This window comes from Leifsonia sp. NPDC056824, assembly GCF_042789575.1.
GTDB lineage: Bacteria > Actinomycetota > Actinomycetes > Actinomycetales > Microbacteriaceae > Leifsonia.
In genome coordinates, this window is sequence record NZ_JBHUAV010000003.1 from 384,607 (window position 1) to 404,729 (window position 20,123).

Annotated in this window: 24 protein-coding genes; 14 read left to right on the forward strand and 10 right to left on the reverse strand. The window is 71.2% G+C overall.

Annotated features, from left to right (window positions below; translation table 11 throughout):
- Positions 1-2 precede the first annotated feature (2 nt).
- Positions 3-719 carry a potassium channel family protein gene (locus ACFRFH_RS14630; RefSeq protein ID WP_382463724.1) on the reverse strand — a complete coding sequence of 239 codons (717 nt, stop codon included), beginning with the start codon at positions 717-719 and terminating at the stop codon, positions 3-5.
- Positions 720-721: 2 nt separating this feature from the next.
- Positions 722-1,498: an SDR family oxidoreductase gene (locus ACFRFH_RS14635; protein WP_382463725.1), complete on the reverse strand. Its 777-nt coding sequence runs from the start codon at positions 1,496-1,498 to the stop codon at positions 722-724.
- Positions 1,499-1,629: 131 nt separating this feature from the next.
- Between ACFRFH_RS14635 and ACFRFH_RS14640 the strand changes: the two genes are divergently transcribed.
- Positions 1,630-2,952: a bifunctional o-acetylhomoserine/o-acetylserine sulfhydrylase gene (locus tag ACFRFH_RS14640; RefSeq protein ID WP_382463726.1), complete on the forward strand. Its 1,323-nt coding sequence runs from the start codon at positions 1,630-1,632 to the stop codon at positions 2,950-2,952.
- Between the two features lie 92 nt (positions 2,953-3,044).
- Here ACFRFH_RS14640 and ACFRFH_RS14645 read toward each other — a convergent pair whose 3' ends face one another.
- Positions 3,045-3,839, reverse strand: a complete 795-nt coding sequence (locus ACFRFH_RS14645; RefSeq protein WP_382463727.1) for a nucleotidyltransferase domain-containing protein — start codon at positions 3,837-3,839, stop codon at positions 3,045-3,047.
- 22 nt (positions 3,840-3,861) lie between these two features.
- Positions 3,862-5,358: an MFS transporter gene (locus tag ACFRFH_RS14650; RefSeq protein ID WP_382463728.1), complete on the reverse strand. Its 1,497-nt coding sequence runs from the start codon at positions 5,356-5,358 to the stop codon at positions 3,862-3,864.
- A 42-nt stretch (positions 5,359-5,400) separates the two neighbouring features.
- Here ACFRFH_RS14650 and ACFRFH_RS14655 point away from each other — a divergent pair, with 42 nt between their 5' ends.
- The 7 genes from ACFRFH_RS14655 to ACFRFH_RS14685 all read left to right on the forward strand — a co-directional run bounded on the left by ACFRFH_RS14655 (position 5,401) and on the right by ACFRFH_RS14685 (position 9,666).
- Positions 5,401-5,922: a phosphoribosyltransferase gene (locus tag ACFRFH_RS14655; RefSeq protein ID WP_382463729.1), complete on the forward strand. Its 522-nt coding sequence runs from the start codon at positions 5,401-5,403 to the stop codon at positions 5,920-5,922.
- A 5-nt stretch (positions 5,923-5,927) separates the two neighbouring features.
- The gene (locus ACFRFH_RS14660) at positions 5,928-6,620 is read left to right on the forward strand and encodes a uracil-DNA glycosylase (RefSeq protein ID WP_382463845.1); all 693 of its coding nucleotides are present in this window, start codon (positions 5,928-5,930) and stop codon (positions 6,618-6,620) included.
- A 35-nt stretch (positions 6,621-6,655) separates the two neighbouring features.
- Positions 6,656-7,234 carry a GNAT family N-acetyltransferase gene (locus tag ACFRFH_RS14665; RefSeq protein WP_382463730.1) on the forward strand — a complete coding sequence of 193 codons (579 nt, stop codon included), beginning with the start codon at positions 6,656-6,658 and terminating at the stop codon, positions 7,232-7,234.
- A 27-nt stretch (positions 7,235-7,261) separates the two neighbouring features.
- Positions 7,262-7,810 carry a DUF2781 domain-containing protein gene (locus ACFRFH_RS14670; RefSeq protein ID WP_382460689.1) on the forward strand — a complete coding sequence of 183 codons (549 nt, stop codon included), beginning with the start codon at positions 7,262-7,264 and terminating at the stop codon, positions 7,808-7,810.
- A 1-nt stretch (position 7,811) separates the two neighbouring features.
- Entirely contained in the window at positions 7,812-8,036 is a 225-nt protein-coding gene (locus ACFRFH_RS14675) for a hypothetical protein (RefSeq protein WP_382463731.1), read from the forward strand.
- Complete coding sequence (locus ACFRFH_RS14680) at positions 8,036-8,452, forward strand: VOC family protein (protein ID WP_382463732.1); 417 nt, start codon at positions 8,036-8,038, stop codon at positions 8,450-8,452. The genes ACFRFH_RS14675 and ACFRFH_RS14680 overlap by 1 nt, the downstream gene beginning before the upstream one ends.
- Positions 8,453-8,556: 104 nt before the next feature.
- Entirely contained in the window at positions 8,557-9,666 is a 1,110-nt protein-coding gene (locus ACFRFH_RS14685; RefSeq protein WP_382463733.1) for a hypothetical protein, read from the forward strand.
- Between the two features lie 175 nt (positions 9,667-9,841).
- Here ACFRFH_RS14685 and ACFRFH_RS14690 read toward each other — a convergent pair whose 3' ends face one another.
- From ACFRFH_RS14690 to ACFRFH_RS14700, 3 genes are read right to left on the reverse strand one after another with little or no spacing between them, the layout of a single operon-like run.
- Positions 9,842-10,615, reverse strand: coding sequence for a hypothetical protein (locus tag ACFRFH_RS14690; protein WP_382463734.1), 774 nt, complete (start codon positions 10,613-10,615; stop codon positions 9,842-9,844).
- Complete coding sequence (locus ACFRFH_RS14695; protein ID WP_382463735.1) at positions 10,612-11,529, reverse strand: ABC transporter ATP-binding protein; 918 nt, start codon at positions 11,527-11,529, stop codon at positions 10,612-10,614. Before ACFRFH_RS14695 ends, ACFRFH_RS14690 begins: the two co-directional genes overlap by 4 nt.
- Positions 11,526-11,888, reverse strand: coding sequence for a GntR family transcriptional regulator (locus tag ACFRFH_RS14700; protein ID WP_382463736.1), 363 nt, complete (start codon positions 11,886-11,888; stop codon positions 11,526-11,528). Before ACFRFH_RS14700 ends, ACFRFH_RS14695 begins: the two co-directional genes overlap by 4 nt.
- A gap of 93 nt (positions 11,889-11,981) precedes the next feature.
- Between ACFRFH_RS14700 and ACFRFH_RS14705 the strand changes: the two genes are divergently transcribed.
- Positions 11,982-13,391: an amidase gene (locus tag ACFRFH_RS14705; protein ID WP_382463846.1), complete on the forward strand. Its 1,410-nt coding sequence runs from the start codon at positions 11,982-11,984 to the stop codon at positions 13,389-13,391.
- A 161-nt stretch (positions 13,392-13,552) separates the two neighbouring features.
- Entirely contained in the window at positions 13,553-14,923 is a 1,371-nt protein-coding gene (locus ACFRFH_RS14710; RefSeq protein WP_382463737.1) for a pyridoxal phosphate-dependent decarboxylase family protein, read from the forward strand.
- A gap of 6 nt (positions 14,924-14,929) precedes the next feature.
- Here ACFRFH_RS14710 and ACFRFH_RS14715 read toward each other — a convergent pair whose 3' ends face one another.
- Positions 14,930-16,726, reverse strand: a complete 1,797-nt coding sequence (locus ACFRFH_RS14715; RefSeq protein ID WP_382463738.1) for a gamma-glutamyltransferase family protein — start codon at positions 16,724-16,726, stop codon at positions 14,930-14,932.
- 67 nt (positions 16,727-16,793) lie between these two features.
- Between ACFRFH_RS14715 and ACFRFH_RS14720 the strand changes: the two genes are divergently transcribed.
- Positions 16,794-17,495, forward strand: coding sequence for a YoaK family protein (locus tag ACFRFH_RS14720; protein WP_382463739.1), 702 nt, complete (start codon positions 16,794-16,796; stop codon positions 17,493-17,495).
- 216 nt (positions 17,496-17,711) lie between these two features.
- Here the strand turns inward: ACFRFH_RS14720 and ACFRFH_RS14725 are convergent, their stop codons facing one another.
- Together ACFRFH_RS14725 and ACFRFH_RS14730 are read right to left on the reverse strand one after the other, a co-directional pair.
- Positions 17,712-18,044 carry a hypothetical protein gene (locus tag ACFRFH_RS14725; protein ID WP_382463740.1) on the reverse strand — a complete coding sequence of 111 codons (333 nt, stop codon included), beginning with the start codon at positions 18,042-18,044 and terminating at the stop codon, positions 17,712-17,714.
- A 15-nt stretch (positions 18,045-18,059) separates the two neighbouring features.
- Positions 18,060-18,434 carry a DUF1844 domain-containing protein gene (locus tag ACFRFH_RS14730; protein WP_382463741.1) on the reverse strand — a complete coding sequence of 125 codons (375 nt, stop codon included), beginning with the start codon at positions 18,432-18,434 and terminating at the stop codon, positions 18,060-18,062.
- Between the two features lie 283 nt (positions 18,435-18,717).
- On the opposite strand from ACFRFH_RS14730, the gene infC reads away from it, so the two are divergent.
- The 3 genes from infC to rplT are packed head-to-tail and all read left to right on the forward strand — an operon-like array spanning position 18,718 to position 19,992.
- Positions 18,718-19,374: a translation initiation factor IF-3 gene (gene infC, locus ACFRFH_RS14735; protein ID WP_382463847.1), complete on the forward strand. Its 657-nt coding sequence runs from the start codon at positions 18,718-18,720 to the stop codon at positions 19,372-19,374.
- The gene (gene rpmI / locus ACFRFH_RS14740) at positions 19,374-19,568 is read left to right on the forward strand and encodes a 50S ribosomal protein L35 (protein ID WP_185278178.1); all 195 of its coding nucleotides are present in this window, start codon (positions 19,374-19,376) and stop codon (positions 19,566-19,568) included. The genes infC and rpmI overlap by 1 nt, the downstream gene beginning before the upstream one ends.
- A 37-nt stretch (positions 19,569-19,605) precedes the next feature.
- On the forward strand, positions 19,606-19,992 hold the full coding sequence (gene rplT, locus ACFRFH_RS14745) for a 50S ribosomal protein L20 (RefSeq protein WP_382463742.1): 387 nt from the start codon (positions 19,606-19,608) through the stop codon (positions 19,990-19,992).
- The last annotated feature ends 131 nt before the right edge of the window (positions 19,993-20,123 follow it).

The window sequence follows — 20,123 nt, forward strand, 5'->3', positions numbered from 1 at the left end:
CGTCAGCCGTCCTCGCCGTCGCGCGGGCCGGGGTCCTCCACGGGCCTCGGCCTGTCCGCCCGCTCGTGCTCCCGCGCCCGGCGCTCCCTGGCCTGCTGGGTCTGATCGTTCAGGTAGTTGACGATCGTGGCGCTCGCGGTGCCGACGATCGCGACGCCGCCGATCATGAGCACGATCGCCAGCAGGCGCCCCGCCACCGTCACCGGGTAGTAGTCGCCGTAGCCGACGGTCGCCATCGTCACGCACGCCCACCAGAGCGAGTCGCCGAACGAGTGGATGTTGGACCCGGGGGCGTAGCGCTCGACCTGGTACTCGGCGAGCGAGATGACATAGATGAACATCACCACGAAAGTGCCCGCGACGATGACGATGCGTCGGCGCAGGTGGCTCCCGCTCCCGCCACGCAGGCTCGGGATGCGGAACAGATCGCCGATCAGCCGGAACGGCCGGGCGACCGGGATGAGCACCGACAGCAGGTCGACGACGTTGTGCCGCACGAACCGGCGCTTGTCCTCCGCGAGGACGAAGCGCACGACGTAGTCCACGAGGAACCCCACCCAGATCAGGGCGAGGAGCGAGACCAGCACGCCGTAGAGCGGCCGGCCCATCTGCGGCTCGAGCACCGTCCACGAGTACGCGACCAGGAAGACGACGCTCGCGACGACGCCCGGCCACACCGTGGCCGACTCCCAGCGCCTGCGCTTCGCGTCGTCCGCCATCGTCAGTCCTTGACCGCCAGCTCGCCCTTGGCGAACCGGTACGACGCCGCCTGCGCCACCGGCTTCACCACGATCAGGTCGAGGTCCACATGCCGAGGCAGTTCGAGCGCGTGCACGATCGTCCCGGCGACGTCCTCCGCGGTCAGCGGCTCCGGCACGTCCTCGTAGACGGCGTCGCGGCGCGCCCGGTCGCCGTCGAAGCGGACCAGCGAGAACTCCTCGGTCGCGACCATGCCCGGCGCGACCTCCACGACGCGGATCGGCTCGCCGTTCAGCTCCAGGCGCAGCACCTCGGTGAGGGCGTGCTCGGCGAACTTGGCCGCGTTGTACCCGCCGCCGCCGACGTACGCGTTGAGGCCGGCGATGGAGGTCAGGTTGAGGATGTCGGCGTGGCCGGTCTCCCTGGCGCCGTCGCGCAGCAGCGGGAGGAGGGCGCTGATCACGCGCTTGGTGCCGATGACGTTGATCTCGTACATCCACACCCAGTCGTCCACGCTGGAGGCCTCCACCGAGTCGAGCCCCTTGGCGCCGCCCGCGTTGTTGACGAGGGCGTGGATGGGGCCGGTCGCGGCGAGGTGGTCGCGCAGCGCGTCCACGTCCTCCTGGCGGGTCAGGTCGGCGGCGAACACCTCGGCGCCGGTCTCCGCCGCGAGCGCGTCCAGGCGCTCCTGCCGCCGGGCGACGCCGACGACCTCCCAGCCCCGCTCGCGGAACAGGCGGACCGTCGCCGCACCGATCCCCGAGCTCGCTCCGGTCACGACCACACGTCTGTTGCTCATGCTGCCTATTCTCACGGGTTACGGCATGTTTCGGGCACGTTGCCCGTGCGCGGCCGCGAGTCTAGCGTGTGAGCGACCACCGAACGGTGCCACCCACCCGCAGGCCATCACCCGAACAAGGAGCTCACGCCATGACCGACGCCGCCGACTGGCAGTTCGAGACCAAGCAGATCCACAGCGGCGCCGCGCCGGACCCCGTGACCAACGCGCGCGCGACCCCGATCTACCAGACGACCTCCTACGTCTTCAACAACGCCCAGCACGCCAAGAACCTGTTCGCGCTCGCCGAGTTCGGCAACATCTACACGCGCATCCAGAACCCCACCCAGGCGGTCGTCGAGGAGCGCGTCGCCGCGCTCGAAGGGGGCACCGGCGCCCTCCTCGTCGCGTCGGGCCAGGCGGCGGAGACCTTCGCGGTGCTGAACATCGCGCAGGCCGGCGACCACATCGTGTCCTCCAGCTCGATCTACGGCGGCACCTACAACCTGTTCAAGTACACGCTCGCGAAGCTCGGCATCGAGACCACCTTCGTGGAGAATCAGGACGACGCCGAGGAGTGGCGCCGCGCGGTCCGGCCGAACACCAAGCTGTTCTTCGCCGAGACCATCGGCAACCCGAAGATCAACATCCTCGACATCGAGCTCGTCGCCGAGGTGGCGCACGAGTCCGGCGTCCCGCTGATCGTGGACAACACGATCGCGACCCCGTACCTGATCCGTCCGTTCGAGCACGGCGCCGACATCATCGTGCACTCGGCCACCAAGTTCCTCGGCGGCCACGGCACGGTCATCGGCGGCGTCGTCGTGGACGGCGGCAGCTTCGAGTGGTCGAAGAACGCCGAGAAGTTCCCTGGCCTGACCCAGCCGGACCCGTCGTACCACGGCGCCGTCTACACGGCAGCGGTCGGCGACGGCCTGGCCTACATCATCAAGGCCCGCGTCCAACTGCTGCGCGACTTCGGTGCGGCGATCGCACCCGCGAGCGCCTGGCAGCTCATCCAGGGCATCGAGACGCTCTCGCTGCGCGTCGAGCGGCACACCCAGAACGCGCAGGAGATCGCGGAGTTCCTGGAGGCCCACCCGGACGTGGCCACGGTGAACTACTCGGGCCTTCCGACCAGCCCGTGGTACGCCGCGGCCAACCGGTACGCCCCGAAGGGCGTCGGCGCCGTGCTGTCGTTCGAGCTCAAGGGCGGCGTGGACGCGGGTGCGGCCCTCGTCGACAACCTGACGCTGTTCAGCCACCTCGCCAACATCGGCGACGTGCGCAGCCTGGTCATCCACCCGGCCTCGACCACGCACTCCCAGCTCACCCCGGAGCAGCAGCTCACCGCGGGCGTCACGCCGGGCCTGGTGCGCCTCTCGGTCGGCCTGGAGAACATCGACGACCTGAAGGCCGACCTGTCGGCCGGCCTCGCCGCCGCCCGAGCCGTCGCCGACGCCGCCCGCGTCTAACCCGCGGACCCTCCACCGCCGAGGGGCACGTCGTTGTCACTTTTCCGCCCGAAAAGTGACAACGACGTGCCCCTCGGTCGTGTGTGGGGTGCTTATGGGTGGGTGGCGAGGGCCACGCACTGCCGCAGGAGGGCGATGGCCTCGCGCGCGTCCGCGGTGACGAACGTCTGATGCTCGCCGGCGCGGTCGCGCACGGCGCGGTCCAGCAGGTCCGCGTGCTCCGGCCAGCGCTCGGACGCGCTGCGGGCGGCGTCGGTCTTCGACAGGATGCGGCCGGACTCCATCGTCTCCACCAGCCGGATCGGGCTGAGGGCGAGCCAGCGCACCGTCTCCGACCGCACCGGGTCGTCCGGCTCGCGGTCGGCGAGCTCGGCCTCCGCGCTGTCGCCGACCGGCCCCCAGAACTCGATGAGGTCGGTGCGCGAGCGGGCGCCCACCCGCGCCGCCGTGTCCGGGTGCCGGTCGGCGGTCGGCGTCCAGATCACGTCGCCGCCGTCCACGACCCCCTGCACACCGTCCTCCAGCTCCAGCCAGGTCGCCCAGTTGAGCTGGCCCCCGGCGAGGGCGCTGACCAGCACGCCCTCCACCACCTGCGGCGCGGTCTCCACCTGATCCGGACCGCGCGCGATCTCCGACTCGGTGAGGTAGACGCCGTCGATGTGCGGCGAGGACTCCGCATGCAGGGGTGCGAGAGCCGGGAGGTCGTCGACCGGGTCGCGCGTGACGACGAACACCACGTCGATGTCGCTGACGCCGTCGTACCAGTCGCCGGTCGCGGCGGAGCCGGTCACGACCGCCCGGCTGACCAGGCCCGGCGCGCGGCGGCGCTGTTCGAGCAGGAACAGGGTGAGTGCCTCGCCGACCTGCGGCGGTAGTTGAGCGTCCATGATTCCCCCTCGTTCGCGAACCCTAGCCGATCGTGGCCCCTGTGTTCACCGTCGAATCCGCGGCGATGGTCGCCTCCGCATCGGCGAAGGCCAGGCGCGGCACGAAGAACAGCAGCACCGCCGCGACCAGTGCGCCGAGTCCGCAGATGGTCCAGACCAGCATGTAGCCGAACAGGCTCGCGGCAGTGGCCGTCACGGTCGCCGCTCCCGTGAGCAGCACGACGCCGAAGACGGCGGAGGCGACCGAGCCGCCGATCGTCTTGGTCGTGTTCGTCATCGCGGTGGCGACGCCGGTCTGGCCGCGCGGAGCGGCTGCCGCCGCGGCGGCGGGGAGGGCGCCGACCAGCGCTCCGGAGCCGATGCCCGCGATCGCCATGTTGGTGAACACCTGCCAGGTCTCCAGGTGGAACGGCAGGAACAGCAGGTACCCGATGGCCACCAGGAAGGACGCGCCGATGAGCGTCACGCGCGGGCTCAGCCACGACGACACCACCGGGAAGAGCACCGCGCCGACGATCATCGAGATCAGGTAGGCGCCGATCAGGATGCTGCGCTGGCCGGCGCTCAGCCCCAGGCCGTACCCGTTGACCGGGTCGGTGCCGGCGTACGTGCTGAGCGGGGCCTGCGCGCCGAGGAGGCTGATCCCGATGAGGCCGGCGGTGAGCTGCACCGGCCACATGTTCGGCTGCCGCAGCACGCGCAGGTCGATCGCCGGGTCCTTCTGCTTGAGCTCCCAACGCCCGAACGGGATGAAGGCGAGCACGCCCAGGACGATCAGCGCCCAGACCCACCAGGTGCCGACGCCGTTGATCCGTAGGAAGGTCAGGCCGGAGGTGATGAGCAGCAGCGCGAGCGTGAGCAGCACGAAGCCGACACCGTCCAGGGTGCGGCCGCGCACCGGCTCCGACTCCGGGACGCCGAACAGGATGGCGAAGAACACGAGGGTGACCGCCACGGCGGGCACCATCAGCGTGGTCGTCACGTTCTGGCCGAACGCGTCGAACAGCAGCCCGGCGCCGATCGCGCCGACGATGGCGCCGAACTCCAGGGCCACCACGAGCAGGCCGGCCGCCCGCCGGGTGCGCGACGCGGCGGTATCGGTGCGCCGGCCGCGGTCGAAGATGAGCGCGATCTCCAGCGGCAGCCAGACCACGTAGAAGCCCTGCAGCGCGAACGCGATGAGGTAGGTCGTGAAGTCGTGCGAGAACGCGAGCGCCCAGCTCGACAGCGCGGTGAGCACGGTCGCGACCAGCAGAATCCGCTTGTGCCCGAACATGTCGCCGAGCTTCGCGAGCACCGGAACGACGAGGGCGGAGAGCAGGAGCTGGGCGGCCTCGAACCAGTTGTAGTCGGCGTCGTGGATGCCCAGATGCTTGACGATGTCGGAGATCAGCGGCACGTAGTAGCCCTGCAGGATGCCGCTGGTGAGCTCGACCAGTGCGAGCCAGCCGATCAGCGCGGCGGTCGCGCCGATCGCGGTGGTCGCCCGACGCTGGGCGACCGTCTTCTCCGATGTCATGCGCGGATGCTAACACCCGCCGTGCCCTTGTACGGTAGAGGCGTGGCCAGCGAACTCGACGATTCAGGTGCAGACGTCCTCGAAGAGACGGAGCGGGAGGTGCTGGGCTGGCTCGAGTTCGGCGACGCCGCCCGACACCTGGCCGGCGAGGTGGTCGAATCCGGCTTCGAACCCGACCTGGTCGTGGCCATCGCGCGCGGCGGCCTCCTGCTCGCCGGCGCCGTCTCCTACGCCCTCGGCATCAAGGCCTGCGGCGCCCTCAACGTCGAGTTCTACACCGGCGTCGACACCCGGCTGCCCGAGCCCGTCGTCCTGCCGCCGATGCTCGACTCGTCCGCGCTGGAGTCCAAGCGCGTGCTGCTCGTGGACGACGTCTCCGACTCCGGCCGCACCCTCGCGATGGTCGTCGACCTGATCGCTGCCTCCGGCGCCGACGTGCGCACGGTGTGCCTGTACTCGAAGCCGCGCACGGTGCTGGAGCCCGACTTCGTCTGGCGCCGCACGGACAGGTGGATCACGTTCCCGTGGTCGGCGCTGCCGCCGGTGACGGCCTCCACGCACTGAGCGCCGTGGCGAAGGATCTGGCCGAGCTCGCCGCCGACGGCTCGATGGACCCCGGCTGGGCGCAGGCGCTCGCCCCGGTCGCCGACCGGATCGCCGGGATGGGCGACTTCCTGCGCGCGGAGGTCGCGGCGGGGAGGCCCTACCTGCCCGCCGGCGACAACGTGCTGCGGGCGTTCCGCGCGCCCTACGCCGACGTGCGCGTGCTGATCGTGGGTCAGGACCCCTATCCGACGCCGGGCCACCCGATCGGCCTGTCCTTCGCGGTGGAGCGCCACGTCCGGCCGATCCCGCGCAGCCTCCAGAACATCTACCGCGAGCTGCGCGACGACCTCGGCGTCGTGCCGCCCCCGCACGGCGACCTCAGTGCCTGGGCCGCGAACGGCGTGATGCTGCTCAACCGGGTGCTCACCGTGCGCCCGGGAGAGCCGGCCTCCCACCGCGGCACGGGCTGGGAGGCCGTCACCGAGCACGCGATCCGCGCCCTCGCCGCCCGCGGACGCCCGTTCGTCAGCATCCTCTGGGGTCGGGACGCCGCCACCCTGAAGCCGATGCTCGGCGGCAACCCGGTCATCGAGTCCCCGCACCCGAGCCCGCTGTCGGCCTCCCGCGGCTTCTTCGGCTCGCGACCGTTCTCCCGGGCGAACGCGCTGCTGGAGGCGGCGGGGGAGCAGCCGGTGGACTGGTCCCTGGAACCGTAACGCGGGCGAAACGCGCGACGACGTACCCTGGAACGGTGCTGGAAGAGGAATACGAGACACGCCGGGTGCTGCCGCGCCACCTGCGCAAGCCGGAGCCGTCCGAGACGCCGTTCGACTACAGCATCCGCGAGGCGCGTCCGGAGGACATGCCCGACGTACGCGAGATCTACAACCACTACGTGGCCAACAGCACCGTGACCTTCGACGAGGACGCCATGACGCTGAAGGAGTGGAAGAGCAAGTTCGCCTACCTGAAGAAGCTCGGGATGCCGTTCATCGTCGCCGAGTCGCCGACCGGGCAGATCCTCGGCTACGCGCTCGTCTCGCCGTGGAAGCAGAAGCGCGCCTACCGCTTCACGGTCGAGAACTCGATCTACCTGGGCGCGGCCTCCACCGGCAAGGGACTCGGCCCCATCCTGATGCAGGAGCTGATCGACCGGTCGAAGGCCGCCGGCCTGAAGGAGATGATCGCGGTCATCGCCGACAAGGGCGCGGAGGCCTCGATCAAGATGCACGAGAACTTCGGCTTCACCGAGATCGGCCGGATGGGACGCGTCGGCTACAAGTTCGAGCGCTGGCTCGGCACGGTGCTGATGCAGAAATCGCTCAAGTAGGGCTGCACCGCCGCTAGGGTGTCGTTCGTGACCACCGCCACCCCGCATCCCGGCGAGGTCGCCTCCGCCGCCCCGGCGACGCCCGCGAACCTCCCGCTGCGCAGACGCCCCGTCGACATCTTCTTCGTCGTGATGTTCTCGCTGTTCAGCCTGACCTGCGTCATCAGCGACGCCATCCCGACGCTCGGCATCCCGCAGACGGCGACGACGACGAACATCCTCGCGCAGTGGAACTACACCTACTCGTCGCAGTACGACCCGCTGTACCAGCACGAGGCGCTGTGGCTGCGGTTCATCACCGGCACGAGCGCGTTCGTCTACCTGCCCTTCTACATCCTGCTGATCGTGTGCCTGGTCAAAGGCTTCAACTGGATCCAGCTGTTCTGCGTGATCTACGCGACCATGATCATCAGCCTGACCGCCATCCCGATCTTCGGCGTCGAGTTCTTCGGGCCGGTGGGGGAGCGCACCCCGAACCCGGTCGTCTTCCTGCTGTACAACGGTCCGTACGTGCTGGTGCCGTTGCTGCTGCTCATCCGGATGCGCAAACCCATGCCGTTCACCAGGAGGTTCTGAGATGCCGCTGCTGGAAGACCTGTCCGTCTACGAGGACGGCGACGCGTTCACCGTCTACGACCACTCCTACGAGGACGAGGACGCCGAACCCGACCGTGGGAGGCCGCTGGGCACCATCACACGCAGCGCGGACGGCGGCTACGTCCCGGACGGGCCCGGCGCGATCTTCGCGTGGGTGTCGCCCGCGCGCACCATCGACGACGCGCTCGCGGCGTTCGTCGGCTGATGGGCGAGGCAGCACCGGTGCGGCAGCTGCGCATCGTGGTGGAGGCCGAGGACTACGACGAGGCGCTGGCGTTCTTCCGCGATGTCCTCGGGCTCCCCGAGCAGGCGAGCTACTCCGGTGACGGCGGCGCGCAGGTCGCGATCCTCGACGCGGGACGGGCGACGCTCGAACTCGCGAACCCGGCGCAGAAGGCGATGATCGACGACGTGGAGGTCGGCCGCCCGGTCGCGCCGCGCATCCGGCTGGCATTCGAGGTGGACGACGGGCGCACCGTCACTGCGCGGTTGGTGGAGGCCGGGGCCGAGCTGATCGCGCCGCCGACCGTGACGCCGTGGAACTCGCTGAACTCCCGGCTGGCGACGCCGGCCGACCTGCAGGTGACGGTGTTCCAGGAGCTCGGCCGGGACGGCGTATAACGATTCGGGCATACGAGGCGGTGCGGACTCTGCGGCGGCCCTAGGATTCGATCACGCGGGCGCCCGACCAGACGGTGCGCCCGGTGGACGAGTCGGGGGATTCGATGAAGGTGGTTCTGCGCGCCTCCACTGTGCTTCGTGCATCAGGGGCTGCACTGCTCGCGGTCACACTGCTCACCTCGTGCGCGGCGCCCAGCCCGGCCGGACCGACTCCGACTCTCCGGCCCAGCACGCCCACCCCGACGGCGACCGTCCCGTCGGCGCCGACCGTGCGGGTGGCGACGAGCTGCGACGCCCTGCTTCCGGCCGCGTCGGCGAAGGCGGCTGCCGGCGCGGGAGTCCAGCCTCGCGAGTGGGCGCCCGACACGCGCAACGCGGTCCAGTACGGGGACCTGCGAGCGGGGGCGCTGACCTGCGAGTATCGCGGGGAGCTTTCGGGAGCCTCGGCCTGGTTCGCTCCTGACGTGTTCGTCGGAGTCCTGCCGACGCTCGGTGCGAACGACCGCTTCGGCGTCTTCGCGAACATCGCAGGAGTGACGGTCGACGGCGACCGCTACTTCGGCTGCCCGGACTATCCCGGCCAGACTCCCACGTTCTGCGAATTCGGCGCGATCGTGGGCGACTACCAGGTGATCGGCAGCGTGGGGCTCCCCGATCGCACCACGCTAGACCAGGCCGCCGTCCGCAAGGTTTTCGACGACGCGACCGCGGTCGTGGGCCGCCTGGGTGCGCCCGCGCCGCTGTGGCAGCCGGCGGGCGGGAGCCTGCGCGGGGTCACCTCGCCGGACGGCTTCCTCCCGCCGGAGCGCATCGCCGCCGTTCTCGGCGTCTCCTCCGTGGATTCGCCGAAGGCCGAGGGAGGCGAGTACACGACGACCCGGCTCGCCTCCGCCCAGCTCAGCGGCTCCTACTGGGCGCAGTTCAGCGACCAGGGCGGCACGGCCGGCGTCGGCATGGCCGTCGTACCGGGAGGGGCGAGCTACTACGACGACATCAAGCGCACGCCTGTGCCGGGAACGAGCGATGTGCAGGCCGTCCCGGGGCTCGGCGACGACGCGTACCTGTCGACCTTCCGGCTCGACCTGCCGGGCGGACCGGGCGGCCCGATCCCGTACCTGGATGTGAAGGTGAAGAACAGCTGGCTGCAGTTCTCCGACGCGTCGCCCGCCGTGCTCGAGCAGCTCGCGCGCGAGGTCATCGCGAACCTGTCCTGAGCCGGCTATGAGTCTGCTGCGGATCATGCCGCCGTCTTCGGCGCGGCCCTAGGCTGACGTCGACGACATCGTCGGACGGCCCGCGTGGCGGGTCGGCCGAGTGAGGCCGATGGCACAAATCGTGGCCGGGAGCAGGGCTCCCGGCCACGTCCATGCCCGGCTCCCTGTCCGGTGCTCAGCTCCGCGGCGTCGCCCTCCCGAGCACCGCGAACCCGGCCAGCGCGAACAGCGCCGTCGGGAGGATCAGCCACGCCGTGACCCCGACCGGCCCGTTCGTGACGAACCACGCCCCGACCGCGGCCCAGCTCCCGGTGAACGTGATCAGGGCGGCCCCGCCGACGAACACCAGCACCAGGCCCGCGATCACCGCGAGCACCCCGTACAGCCGCCAGCGCAGGAACAGCGCCGCCGAGAACGCCCCGATCGCGAAGAAGAACAGCATCCCGCTGAACACGATGAACAGCCGTCCCGCGAACGACTCGCCCGCGAAGTAGACCGACGTGAACAGGTGGCCGCCGAGTCCCCAGCCGTTCGTCCACTCCTCGACCATCGACAGCACGGCGAAGCCGAGCGCGTACCCGGCGGAGAGCAACAGGAAGGTCAGTCCGGAGCCGAGGGAGAAGTCGCGGCGGGTGACGCTGTAGCCGAGCGCGAACGGGAAGGTCGCGGAGATGACCTGGATGCCCACGACCAGCATGTAGACGAAGATGTAGAACGCGCCTCCGCTCCACTGGGTGCCCTCCATCGCCGTAGCGCGGTCGGCCGGGGCCGTCGCGCCCCAGATGATCCACCAGATCAGCCAGTTGACCAGCCAGATGAAGAACATGATCATCACCGGCACGTAGATGGTGGTCCACTTGTTCACCAGGTTGAGCCGGACGACGCGCCAGACGCGGGCGCCGGAGGGCGTGGTGCGCAGCGCTGCTGTGCCGGGGTTCAGGGTGGTCATGCGCTCTGCTCGAATTCTGTCGCACGGACGTCGGTCTTGCGGACGATGAGTTGCTGGAGGGACACCGGCGCGAGCTCGAGTCCCGCCGATACGGCCTCGGCGCGTTCGGCGGCGCCCAGCCCGGAGACGGTCACGGAGGCGAGGCCGCCGATGCCGTCGCGGTGCAGCACCTCGCGGCCGCCGACGAAGGCGTCGACCGCGGTGCGCGGGCCGACTACCGTGGTGGCCGACGTGCGCAGGGCCTCCGCGTCGTCGTCCATCAGGATGCGGCCCTGGTCGATGACGACGACGTGCTCGAGGAGGTTGGCGACCTCGTCGATCAGGTGCGTGGAGAGCACGACCGTGCGCGGGTGCTCGGCGAAGTCCTCCAGCAGCCGGTCGTAGAAGAGCTGCCGGGCGACCGCGTCCAGGCCGAGGTACGGTTCGTCGAAGAAGGTCAGCGGGGCCCGGGAGGCCAGGCCGACGATGACGCCGACGGCCGAGAGCTGCCCGCGGGAGAGCTTCTTGATCCGCCGGTTCAGCGGGAGCCGGAACTCCTCGACGAGCCGGTCGGCGTAGTCCGCATCCCAGTTCTCGAAGAACCACGGCGCGCTGCGCAGGACGTGCTTGGGCTGGAAGTCCTCCGGATAGCGCTGGCTCTCCTTGATGAAGCAGATGTGCTGGAGGACGTGCGCGTTCTCGGTCGGCTTCTCGCCGAACACCCGGATGTCGCCGCCCGAGACGAAGTCCTGGCCGGTGATGAGCTGCATCAGCGTGGTCTTGCCCGCGCCGTTGCGCCCGAGGAGGCCGTGGATGCGGCCCGGCTTGATGGTGAGCGACACGTCGTCGATCGCGGTGAACGATCCGAACCGCTTGGTCACCCCCGACACCTGCACCGCCGGGGCGATGGAGGTCGGGGCGGGGGCCTGGCTCATGCGCTGACTCCTTCCGTCTGGATCATCCGGCTGAGCTGGTCGGGGCCGATCCCGAGCTTCGCCGCCTCGGCGAGCAGGGGCCGGAGGTATTCGTCGCGGAAGGCGTCGCGCCGTTTGGCGACGAGCCGTTCGCGCGCGCCGTCGGAGACGAACATGCCGATGCCTCGTTTCTTGTAGAGGACCCCCTCGTCGACGAGGAGGTTGACGCCTTTGCCGGCCGTGGCCGGGTTGATCCGGTAGAAGGCCGCGAACTCGTTCGTGGACGGCACCTGCGTCTCGGGCGGGTAGACGCCCTCGATGATGTCGTTCTCGATCTGCTCGGCGATCTGGACGAAGATCGGCTTGCCTTCTTCGATCATCCGAACCTCATGGGTTCATTAGTCATGTAACTAAGTAAGCAACAATGCACGCCTTTTGTCAAGGGATACCGTGGACCCGTGGAACTCCATGAGATGACGGCCCTGGCGTTGTGGCAGGAACTGCAGGCGGGGCGGGTGTCGCCACGGGAGCTGGCCTCCCACTACCTCGACCGCATCGAGCGGCTGAACCCGCGGCTCGGCGCGTTCGTCACCGTCACCCGCGAGCGCGCACTGGAGCGGGCAGACGAGGTCGCGGAGCGGGTGCCGAAGACCGCGCCGCTGTGGGGCCTGCCGTCCGGTGACAAAGACCTCTGGCTGCGCGCCGGCGTGCCGACCGGCTTCGGATCGCGGGTGATGGCGGGCTTCGTCCCCGACCGCTCCGACGAGATCGTGGAGACCCTGGACGCCGCGGGCGCCGTGAGCCTGGGCAAGACCAACGCGCCCGAGTTCGGCCTCCCCGCCTACACCGAGTCGCTCGCGGCGCCGCCCGCCCGCAACCCGTGGAATCCGGAGCTCGGCGCCGGCGGGTCCAGCGGAGGGGCGGCCGTCGCGGTGGCGAGCGGGATGCTGCCGTTCGCACCCGGCTCCGACGGTGGAGGGTCGGTGCGCATCCCCGCGGCCGCGTGCGGGCTGGTCGGGCTCAAGCCGTCGCGCGGGCTGGTGCCGGCGGGCAGCGGGATCGAGTCGCTCGCTGGCCTCGTCGTCGCCGGTCCGCTCGCGCGCACCACCGCGGACGCCGCGCTGCTGCTCGACGGGATGATCGCCAAGGTCGGCGGCCGCATCGACCACCACTACGCGCTGCGGGCGCCCTACGACGACGACGGCCCCTTCCTCGGCACGGCGATCCGCGGGGAGGGGCGGTTCCAGCTCGGCGTGATGACGACCTCCGCGTGGGACGACGCCTACGACATCGTGGTCTCGCCGGAGGCCCGGTCGGCGCTCGAGATGGCGGTCGAGGCGTTCGCCGCGATGGGACACGGCGTCGAGGAGACCGCGCTCGAGCCCGACCCGACCTACGCTCCGGCGTTCCGGACGATCTGGCAGGCGGGCGCCGCGCGCATCCCCGCCGAGGGGGAGGCGCTCGCGCTGCTGGAGCCGCTGACGGCGTGGCTCGTGCAGCGCGGCCGGAGCATCCTCGCCCGCGAGCTGAGCGAGGCGCTCAGCGCGCTGACCGCGTACGAGCGCTCGTTCATCCGGCAGCTCGCGTCGTTCGACGCGGTGCTGACGCCGGCGCTCGCGCTCACGCCGCGCCCGGTCGGCTGGTACGACCAGGAGGACGGCGAACGCAACTTCGAGCAGCAGGTGCTCTACACGCCGTTCACCTCGATGCTCAACGTCACGGGCCTGCCCGCGATCGTCCTGCCCGTCGCGCAGACGGAGGACGGCCTCCCGATGGGCGTACAGCTCATCGGCCGCCCCGGCGGAGAGCGCACCCTCCTCTCCCTCGCCGCCCAACTCGAACGCCGCCACCCCTGGACAACCCGCCACCCACCCCTCTGGTAACCCCCACCCCTCTCGTCCCTCCCCTCCCGTCCAACCCTGCGGCTAACGGAGGAGATCCGCCTACCCCTACCCCGATCTCCTCCGCTGACTGCTCCACGCCGCCTTCCCGCACCCGATCTCCTCCGTTGTCCACGCCGGCTCGGGAGGGCTACCCTGCCCGTGTGGACGATGCGTTCCGCCCGGTGCTCGGCGAAGCCGCCGTGCTCGCGGGGCGATGGCTGGACGGCGTGCGCGACGGGACCATCCCGCCGACCGCCGACGTCGAGGCGGTGAAGGATGCGCTGGGCCGGCGGCTGCCCGAGCGCGGCCCGGCGGCCACGGAGGTGCTGCGGCAACTGGCGGCGGCCGCCGAGCCCGGTCTGATCCGGATGCACTCGCCGCGCTTCCACGGCTGGGTGATCGGCGGCGCGCAGCCCGTCGCCCTCGGCGCCGACTGGCTGGTCGCCGCCTGGGACCAGAACACCGCCCTGCGCGCCGTCACCCCCGGCGTGATCGCGGCCGAGGAGGTCGCCGCCGAGTGGATGCTCGACCTCCTCGGCCTGCCCGCCGCAGCGGAGGTCGGCTACGTCACCGGGGCGACCGTCGCCAACCTCGTCGGATTGATCTGCGGCCGCGACGAGACGCTGCGGCGCGCCGGCTGGGACGCCCGGGCGGACGGCCTGGCCGGAGGCCCGCGGGTGCGCCTGCTGGTCGGCGCGGAGCGCCACGGCTCGATCGACAGCGCCGCGATGCTCGCCGGCCTCGGCGCCGGACGCCCCGTCGCCGCCGACGACCAGGGCCGCATCCGCGTCGACGCGCTCCGGGAGGCGCTCGCCGAGGGTGATGGTCCTGCGGTCGTCTGCCTCCAGGCGGGCAACGTGCACTCCGGCGCGTTCGACCCGCTGGCCGACGCGATCGAGGTCGCGCACGAGGCGGGTGCGTGGGTGCACATCGACGGCGCGTTCGGCCTGTGGGCCGCGGCGGCGCCCGGCCTCCGCCACCTCACCGCGGGGATGGCGTCCGCCGACTCCTGGGCGACCGACGCGCACAAGACGCTCAACGTCCCGTACGACAGCGGCGTCGCGATCGTCGCACACCCGGAGGTGCTGCACGCCTCGATGGCGCAGCACGCGGCCTACCTCGCTGCCATGTCCGGCGCATCCGATCCCGAGGACCGGGTCCCGGAGCTCAGCCGCCGCGCGCGCGGAGTACCGGTGTACGCGACGCTGGCCCAGCTCGGCCGGGAAGGCGTCGCCGACCTCGTCCAGGGCCTCGCCGACGCGGCGACGACGATCGCCGAGGGCCTCGCGACCATCCCGGGGGCGCGCGTGCTCAACGACGTCGTGTACACGCAGGTCTGCGCCACGTTCGGCGACGACGACCGCACCCGCAGGGTGGGTGAGGCGCTGCGGCAGGGCGGGGTCGCGCTGGCGTCGCCGTCCGAGTGGCACGGCAGGGCGGTGCTGCGGTTCTCGGTCAGCAACTGGCTCACCGACCGCGCGGAGGCCGGACGCACGCTGGACGCGGTGCGGGAGGCGGCGGCCAGCGCGTAGAGCCGCCTACCGCCCCGCCGCGTACCCCTGCATCCCGCGCGGATTCGCCGCGGCGCTCAGCACGCCCGTCTCCGGGTCCCGCCCCACCGACGACAGCCGGCCGAGCGTCCACGCGCCCGCCCGCGTCACGACGTGGCCGCGCGCCTCCAACCCGGCGATGACCTCCTCGCCGAGCCGCGACTCCACCACGGCGCCCGCCGGAACCCAGGTGCGCGGCCAGAACGACTCCGCCAGCGACGTGGTGTGCAGCGCGGGCGCGTCGATCGCCTGCTGGGGTGTGTAGCCGCCGACCAGAGTGCGCAGCAGGTAGAGCAGCTGCCACTGGTCCTGCTGGTCGCCGCCGGGCGAGCCGAGCGCGGTCACCGGGACGCCGTCGCGCAGCACCAGTGTGGGGGTGAGCGTCGTCCGCGGTCGCTTCCCGGGCTGCAGGGTGGAGGCTGAGCCCTCCTCCAGCCAGGTCATCTGCAGGCGGGTGCCGAGGCAGAAGCCGAGCGCCGGGATGGTCGGCGACGACTGCAGCCAGCCGCCGGACGGCGTCGCCGAGACGATGTTGCCCCAGCGGTCCACGACGTCGAGGTGGCAGGTGTCGCCGCGGGTGGTCCCGTCGCGCGCGACGGTCGGCTCGCCGACGCCGGCGATGGCCTCCGCGAGCGGCGGCTCGTACGCGGTGCGTAGCGGCGGGAGGAACGGCTCGGCGCCGGCCACCCGGCCCGGCCGGAACTCGGCGGAGGCCCGGTCGCCGATCAGTGCGCGACGCGCGGCGATGTACCCCGGCGCTAGCAGCTCCGCCACCGGCACGTTCGCGTCGCCGAAGTAGGCGTCGCGGTCGGCGTAGGCGAGCTTCTGCGCCTCCAGGATCGTGTGCGCTCCCAGCTCCGTGGACGGGTCGAGGCGCTCGTCGTCGAAGCCGTCGAGGATCGCCAGCGTCTCCAGCAGCGCGGGGCCCTGGCCCCACGCGCCGGTCTTCGCGATCGTGTGGCCGCGGAACTCCAGCGTCGTCGCCGGCTCGTATCCGGCGCGGAACGCGGCGAAGTCGGACTCCGCGATCACGCCCGCGTGGTCGGTGCCGGGGGAGTGCCGGTGCGGGATGGCGGCGAACGCCGACGCCTCCCGCGCGACCAGGCCGGTCGCCCACTCGGTGCGGGCGGCCTCCACCCGCTCCTCGCGGGTCGAGGCGGCGTCGCCGGCCGCGATCAGCCCGAGAAGGACACGCGCGTACGCCGGGTTGCGGATCAGCTCGCCGGCCTCCGGGACGCGCCCGTCCGGCATCCAGCGCTCGGCCGAGGAGGGCCAGTGCTCGGCGAACAGCCCGGACACGGCGCTGATCGTCCTGCACACCCGCTCCAGCACGGGATGGCCGTCCTCGGCGTAGCCGATCGCGAAGGCGAGGACGTCGGCGAGCTCCCAGGTGCCGTGGTCCTTCAGCAGCAGCAGCCAGGCGTCGACCGCGCCGGGCACCGCCGCCGCGAGGGCGCCGGCGCCGGGGACGAGCTCCAGCCCCTCGGCCAGGTAGTGCTCGCGCGTCGCCCCCGCCGGCGCGGGACCCTGGCCGGCGAGCACGACAGGGGTCGGGTCCTCCGCCGTGGCGAACAGCGCCACCAGGTCGCCGCCCGGCCCGTTGAGGTGCGGCTCCACGACGTGCAGCACGAACGCGCCGGCGACCGCGGCGTCGAACGCGTTGCCGCCGCGCTCCAGGACGGCCTGCGCGCTCGCCGTCGCCAGCCAGTGCGTGGAGGCGGACATGCCGAACGTGCCGGTCAGGGTCGGGCGGGAGGTGACGGCGGGGGGAGGGGTGAACGTCATGGTCTCCATCCTGCACCGCCGCCATCCCGCACCGTGACGCGAACCGTCTCGAATAGGGTGGACCTCCGTGTCCGTCACTCACCGCCTGGGCCGCGCCGACGCCGATCGGCTGCACCTCGCCCTCATGCTCGCCCTCACGTTCTCGACCGGCGTCGTCGACGCCACCGGCTACCTCGGCCTCGACCGGGTCTTCACTGGCAACATGACCGGCAACGTCGTGCTGCTCGGGATGGCGCTGACCGGGACCACGAACCTCCCCATCCTCCGACCGCTGCTGGCGCTCGGCGCGTTCCTCGCGGGCGCCGTGGTCGGCAGCAGGCTCGTCCGCCGCGAAGACGGCTGGTCGGGGCGCGTGACGGCGACGCTGTGGGTGATCGCCGGCCTGCTGACCGCGATCGCCGTGCTGCTGGCGTTCGCGCTGCACCTCGACCCGGAGCTGGTGGGCACCATCGCGACCTCGGCGCTGGGCTTCGCGATGGGGATGCAGGCCGCCCTCGCCCGCCGCGTCAAGGTCGCCGACGTCACCACCGTGGTCGTGACCTCCACGCTGACCGGCCTCGCCGCCGACAGCCGCCTGGCCGGCGGGAACGGCTCGCTCTGGGTGCGGCGCGCGCTCGCCGTACTGCTCATCACCGCGGGGGCGGCCGCTGGCGCGCTCGCGCTGCTCGTGCATGTGTCGCTGGGCGTCCTGCTCTCGGCCGCGATCACGATCGCGGTCGCCTCACTCGGCCACACCGGTCACCGCGCCCGCACCGCCGCCGAAGCCTGAGTGGCTAACGGAGGAGTCCCCGCCCGTCACCCCGCCCCATGTCGGCCACCGGAGGACTTCGGGCCACCTCCGCCCCGGATCTCCTCCGTTCGCGACGTGCGCGCGCGGCGGTCGGCAGCGGAGGAGTCCAAGGTCCACAGGGCGGGGATGTCCTCCGTTAGGTGACATCGGCGGCGGCCGGGAGGGCGATCTCCTCCGTTGGCGACGCGGCGCGCGTCAGTCCAGCAGCCGCCGCAGCGACACCGGCGCCCGGTTGCGCCACGCGTCGGTGACCAGCTCGCGCAGCAGTCCCGGCTCGATGTCGCTGAAGTCGACCTGCGCCGACGACAGCCGCCCCGCGAACCACCGCTCCGAGCAGTGCTCGGGCCAGGCTGCCGCGGCCTCCCGGATGCCGGCCTCGCCGAGCATCAGGTTGACCGTCAGGGTCTCCGGGTCGAGCATCGTGGCGAACCGCGCACCCCGCACCCGGAACGCCGGGAGGCCGCCGTGCTCGTACTCCTCGACCTCCGGGAGACCCAGGGCCAGCGCGCGCACGGCGGCGGCGTCCATCAGTTCACCGCCCTCTCAGTTCACCGGGCCGGTGTACTTCTCGCCCGGCCCCTTGCCGATCTCGTCCGGGAACGGCGACGCCTCGCGGAACGCGAGCTGCAGCGAGCGCAAGCCGTCGCGCAGGCTGCGTGCGTGCTGGTCGCCGAGGTGCGCGGCGCTCGCCGTCACCAGTCCGGCGAGGGCGTCGATCAGCTTGCGGGCCTCGTCCAGGTCCGTCTGGTGCTCCGGGTCGTCCGCCAGTCCGACCTTCACCGCGGCGGCGCTCATCAGGTGCACGGCGGTGGTCGTGATGACCTCGACCGCGGGCACCTCGGCGATGTCGCGGGTGGCGCCGGCGAGGGCCTCCTCCTCGTGTGCGTGACCGTCATGGATGGGGGATGTGTCGCTCACTGCTTTCCTCTGTTAGAATCGTTCGGGCTCCGGGGCATCTGCCTCGGGACGAAAGTGGAGATTCCTCCCACCCGCGCTTGACCGTTTTACAGGTTACCGGGTCGTTGCACTCCGCCGCCGTGCGTCAGCACGGAGGTAGCCAGGGTGCTGCACCAGCCCCGCGAGACGAATCCTTCGGGAAAATCGGGCGTGGGGCTGCGCTGGTGCGTGGAATCCTCACTTTCTCCGAACCGTCCCCGCGACGGCCGAGCACTCGAAGCATCGCTCATCAGAGGAGACTGACATCAGCGAACCCCGTACGAATGACCGTATCCGCGTCCCCGAAGTTCGACTCGTCGGCCCCAGCGGAGAGCAGGTCGGCGTCGTCAAGATCGAGGTCGCCATCCGACTCGCGCAGGAGGCGGATCTCGACCTGGTCGAGGTCGCGCCCAATTCCAAGCCGCCGGTCGCGAAGATCATGGACTACGGCAAGTTCAAGTACGAGGCTGCGCAGAAGGCCAAGGAGGCCCGGCGCAACCAGGCGAACACCATCCTCAAAGAGGTGCGGTTCCGCCTCAAGATCGACAAGCACGACTACGAGACCAAGCGCAAGCGCGCCGAAGGCTTCCTGAAGGCCGGCGACAAGGTCAAGGCCATGATCCTCTTCCGCGGTCGCGAGCAGTCGCGTCCGGAGCAGGGCGTCCGCCTCCTGCAGCGCTTCGCGGAGGACGTCGCCGAGCTCGGCCAGGTCGAGTCGAACCCGACCATCGACGGTCGCAACATGGTGATGATCATCAGCCCGCTGAAGAACAAGTCCGAGGCCAAGGCCGAGGCCAACGCACAACGTGCCGCTACCAAGGCGCGCGCCCAGGGGCGCGACCAGGACGCGGTTGCTGAGACAGCCGACGCTGCTCAGTCCGAAGAGAGTTCGCCCGCCCAGGCGACGAACGAGGAGAAGTAATGCCCAAGCAGAAGTCCCACTCCGGCGCCAAGAAGCGCTTCAAGATCACCGGCAGCGGCAAGGTCATGAAGCAGCAGGCCGGCATGCGCCACAACCTGGAGCTCAAGTCCAGCCGCCGCACCCGCCGCCTGAACCAGGACCAGGTCGTTCCCGAGGTGGATGCCAAGGTCATCCGCCGGATGATCGGCAAGTAGAGCTCCTCCCCGACACGCACGTAAGGAAAATCGACTAATGGCAAGAGTGAAGAGGGCTGTCAACGCCCACAAGAAGCGTCGGGTCATCCTCGAGCGCGCCGAGGGCTACCGCGGTCAGCGGTCGCGCCTCTACCGCAAGGCGAAGGAGCAGGTCACCCACTCGCTCGTCTACTCGTACCGTGACCGCCGCCAGAAGAAGGGCGACTTCCGCCGTCTCTGGATCCAGCGGATCAACGCGGCGAGCCGCGCGAACGGCCTCACCTACAACCGTCTCATCCAGGGCCTGGGCCTGGCGGGCGTCGAGGTCGACCGTCGCATCCTCGCCGAGCTGGCCGTGAACGAGCCCGCGACCTTCGCCGCGCTCGTCGAGACCGCGAAGAAGGCCCTCCCGGCCGACACGTCGGCCCCGAAGGCCGCCGCGTAAGCAGCGCACCCCAGCACCACGAACGGCCCGGTCGACCCCGACCGGGCCGTTCTGCGTCTCCGCGAACCGCCGAGGGGCACCGCCTTGGTGCGGGGGCGGTCCCGGGGTGAGGAAGGAGGCGCCCACGAGTG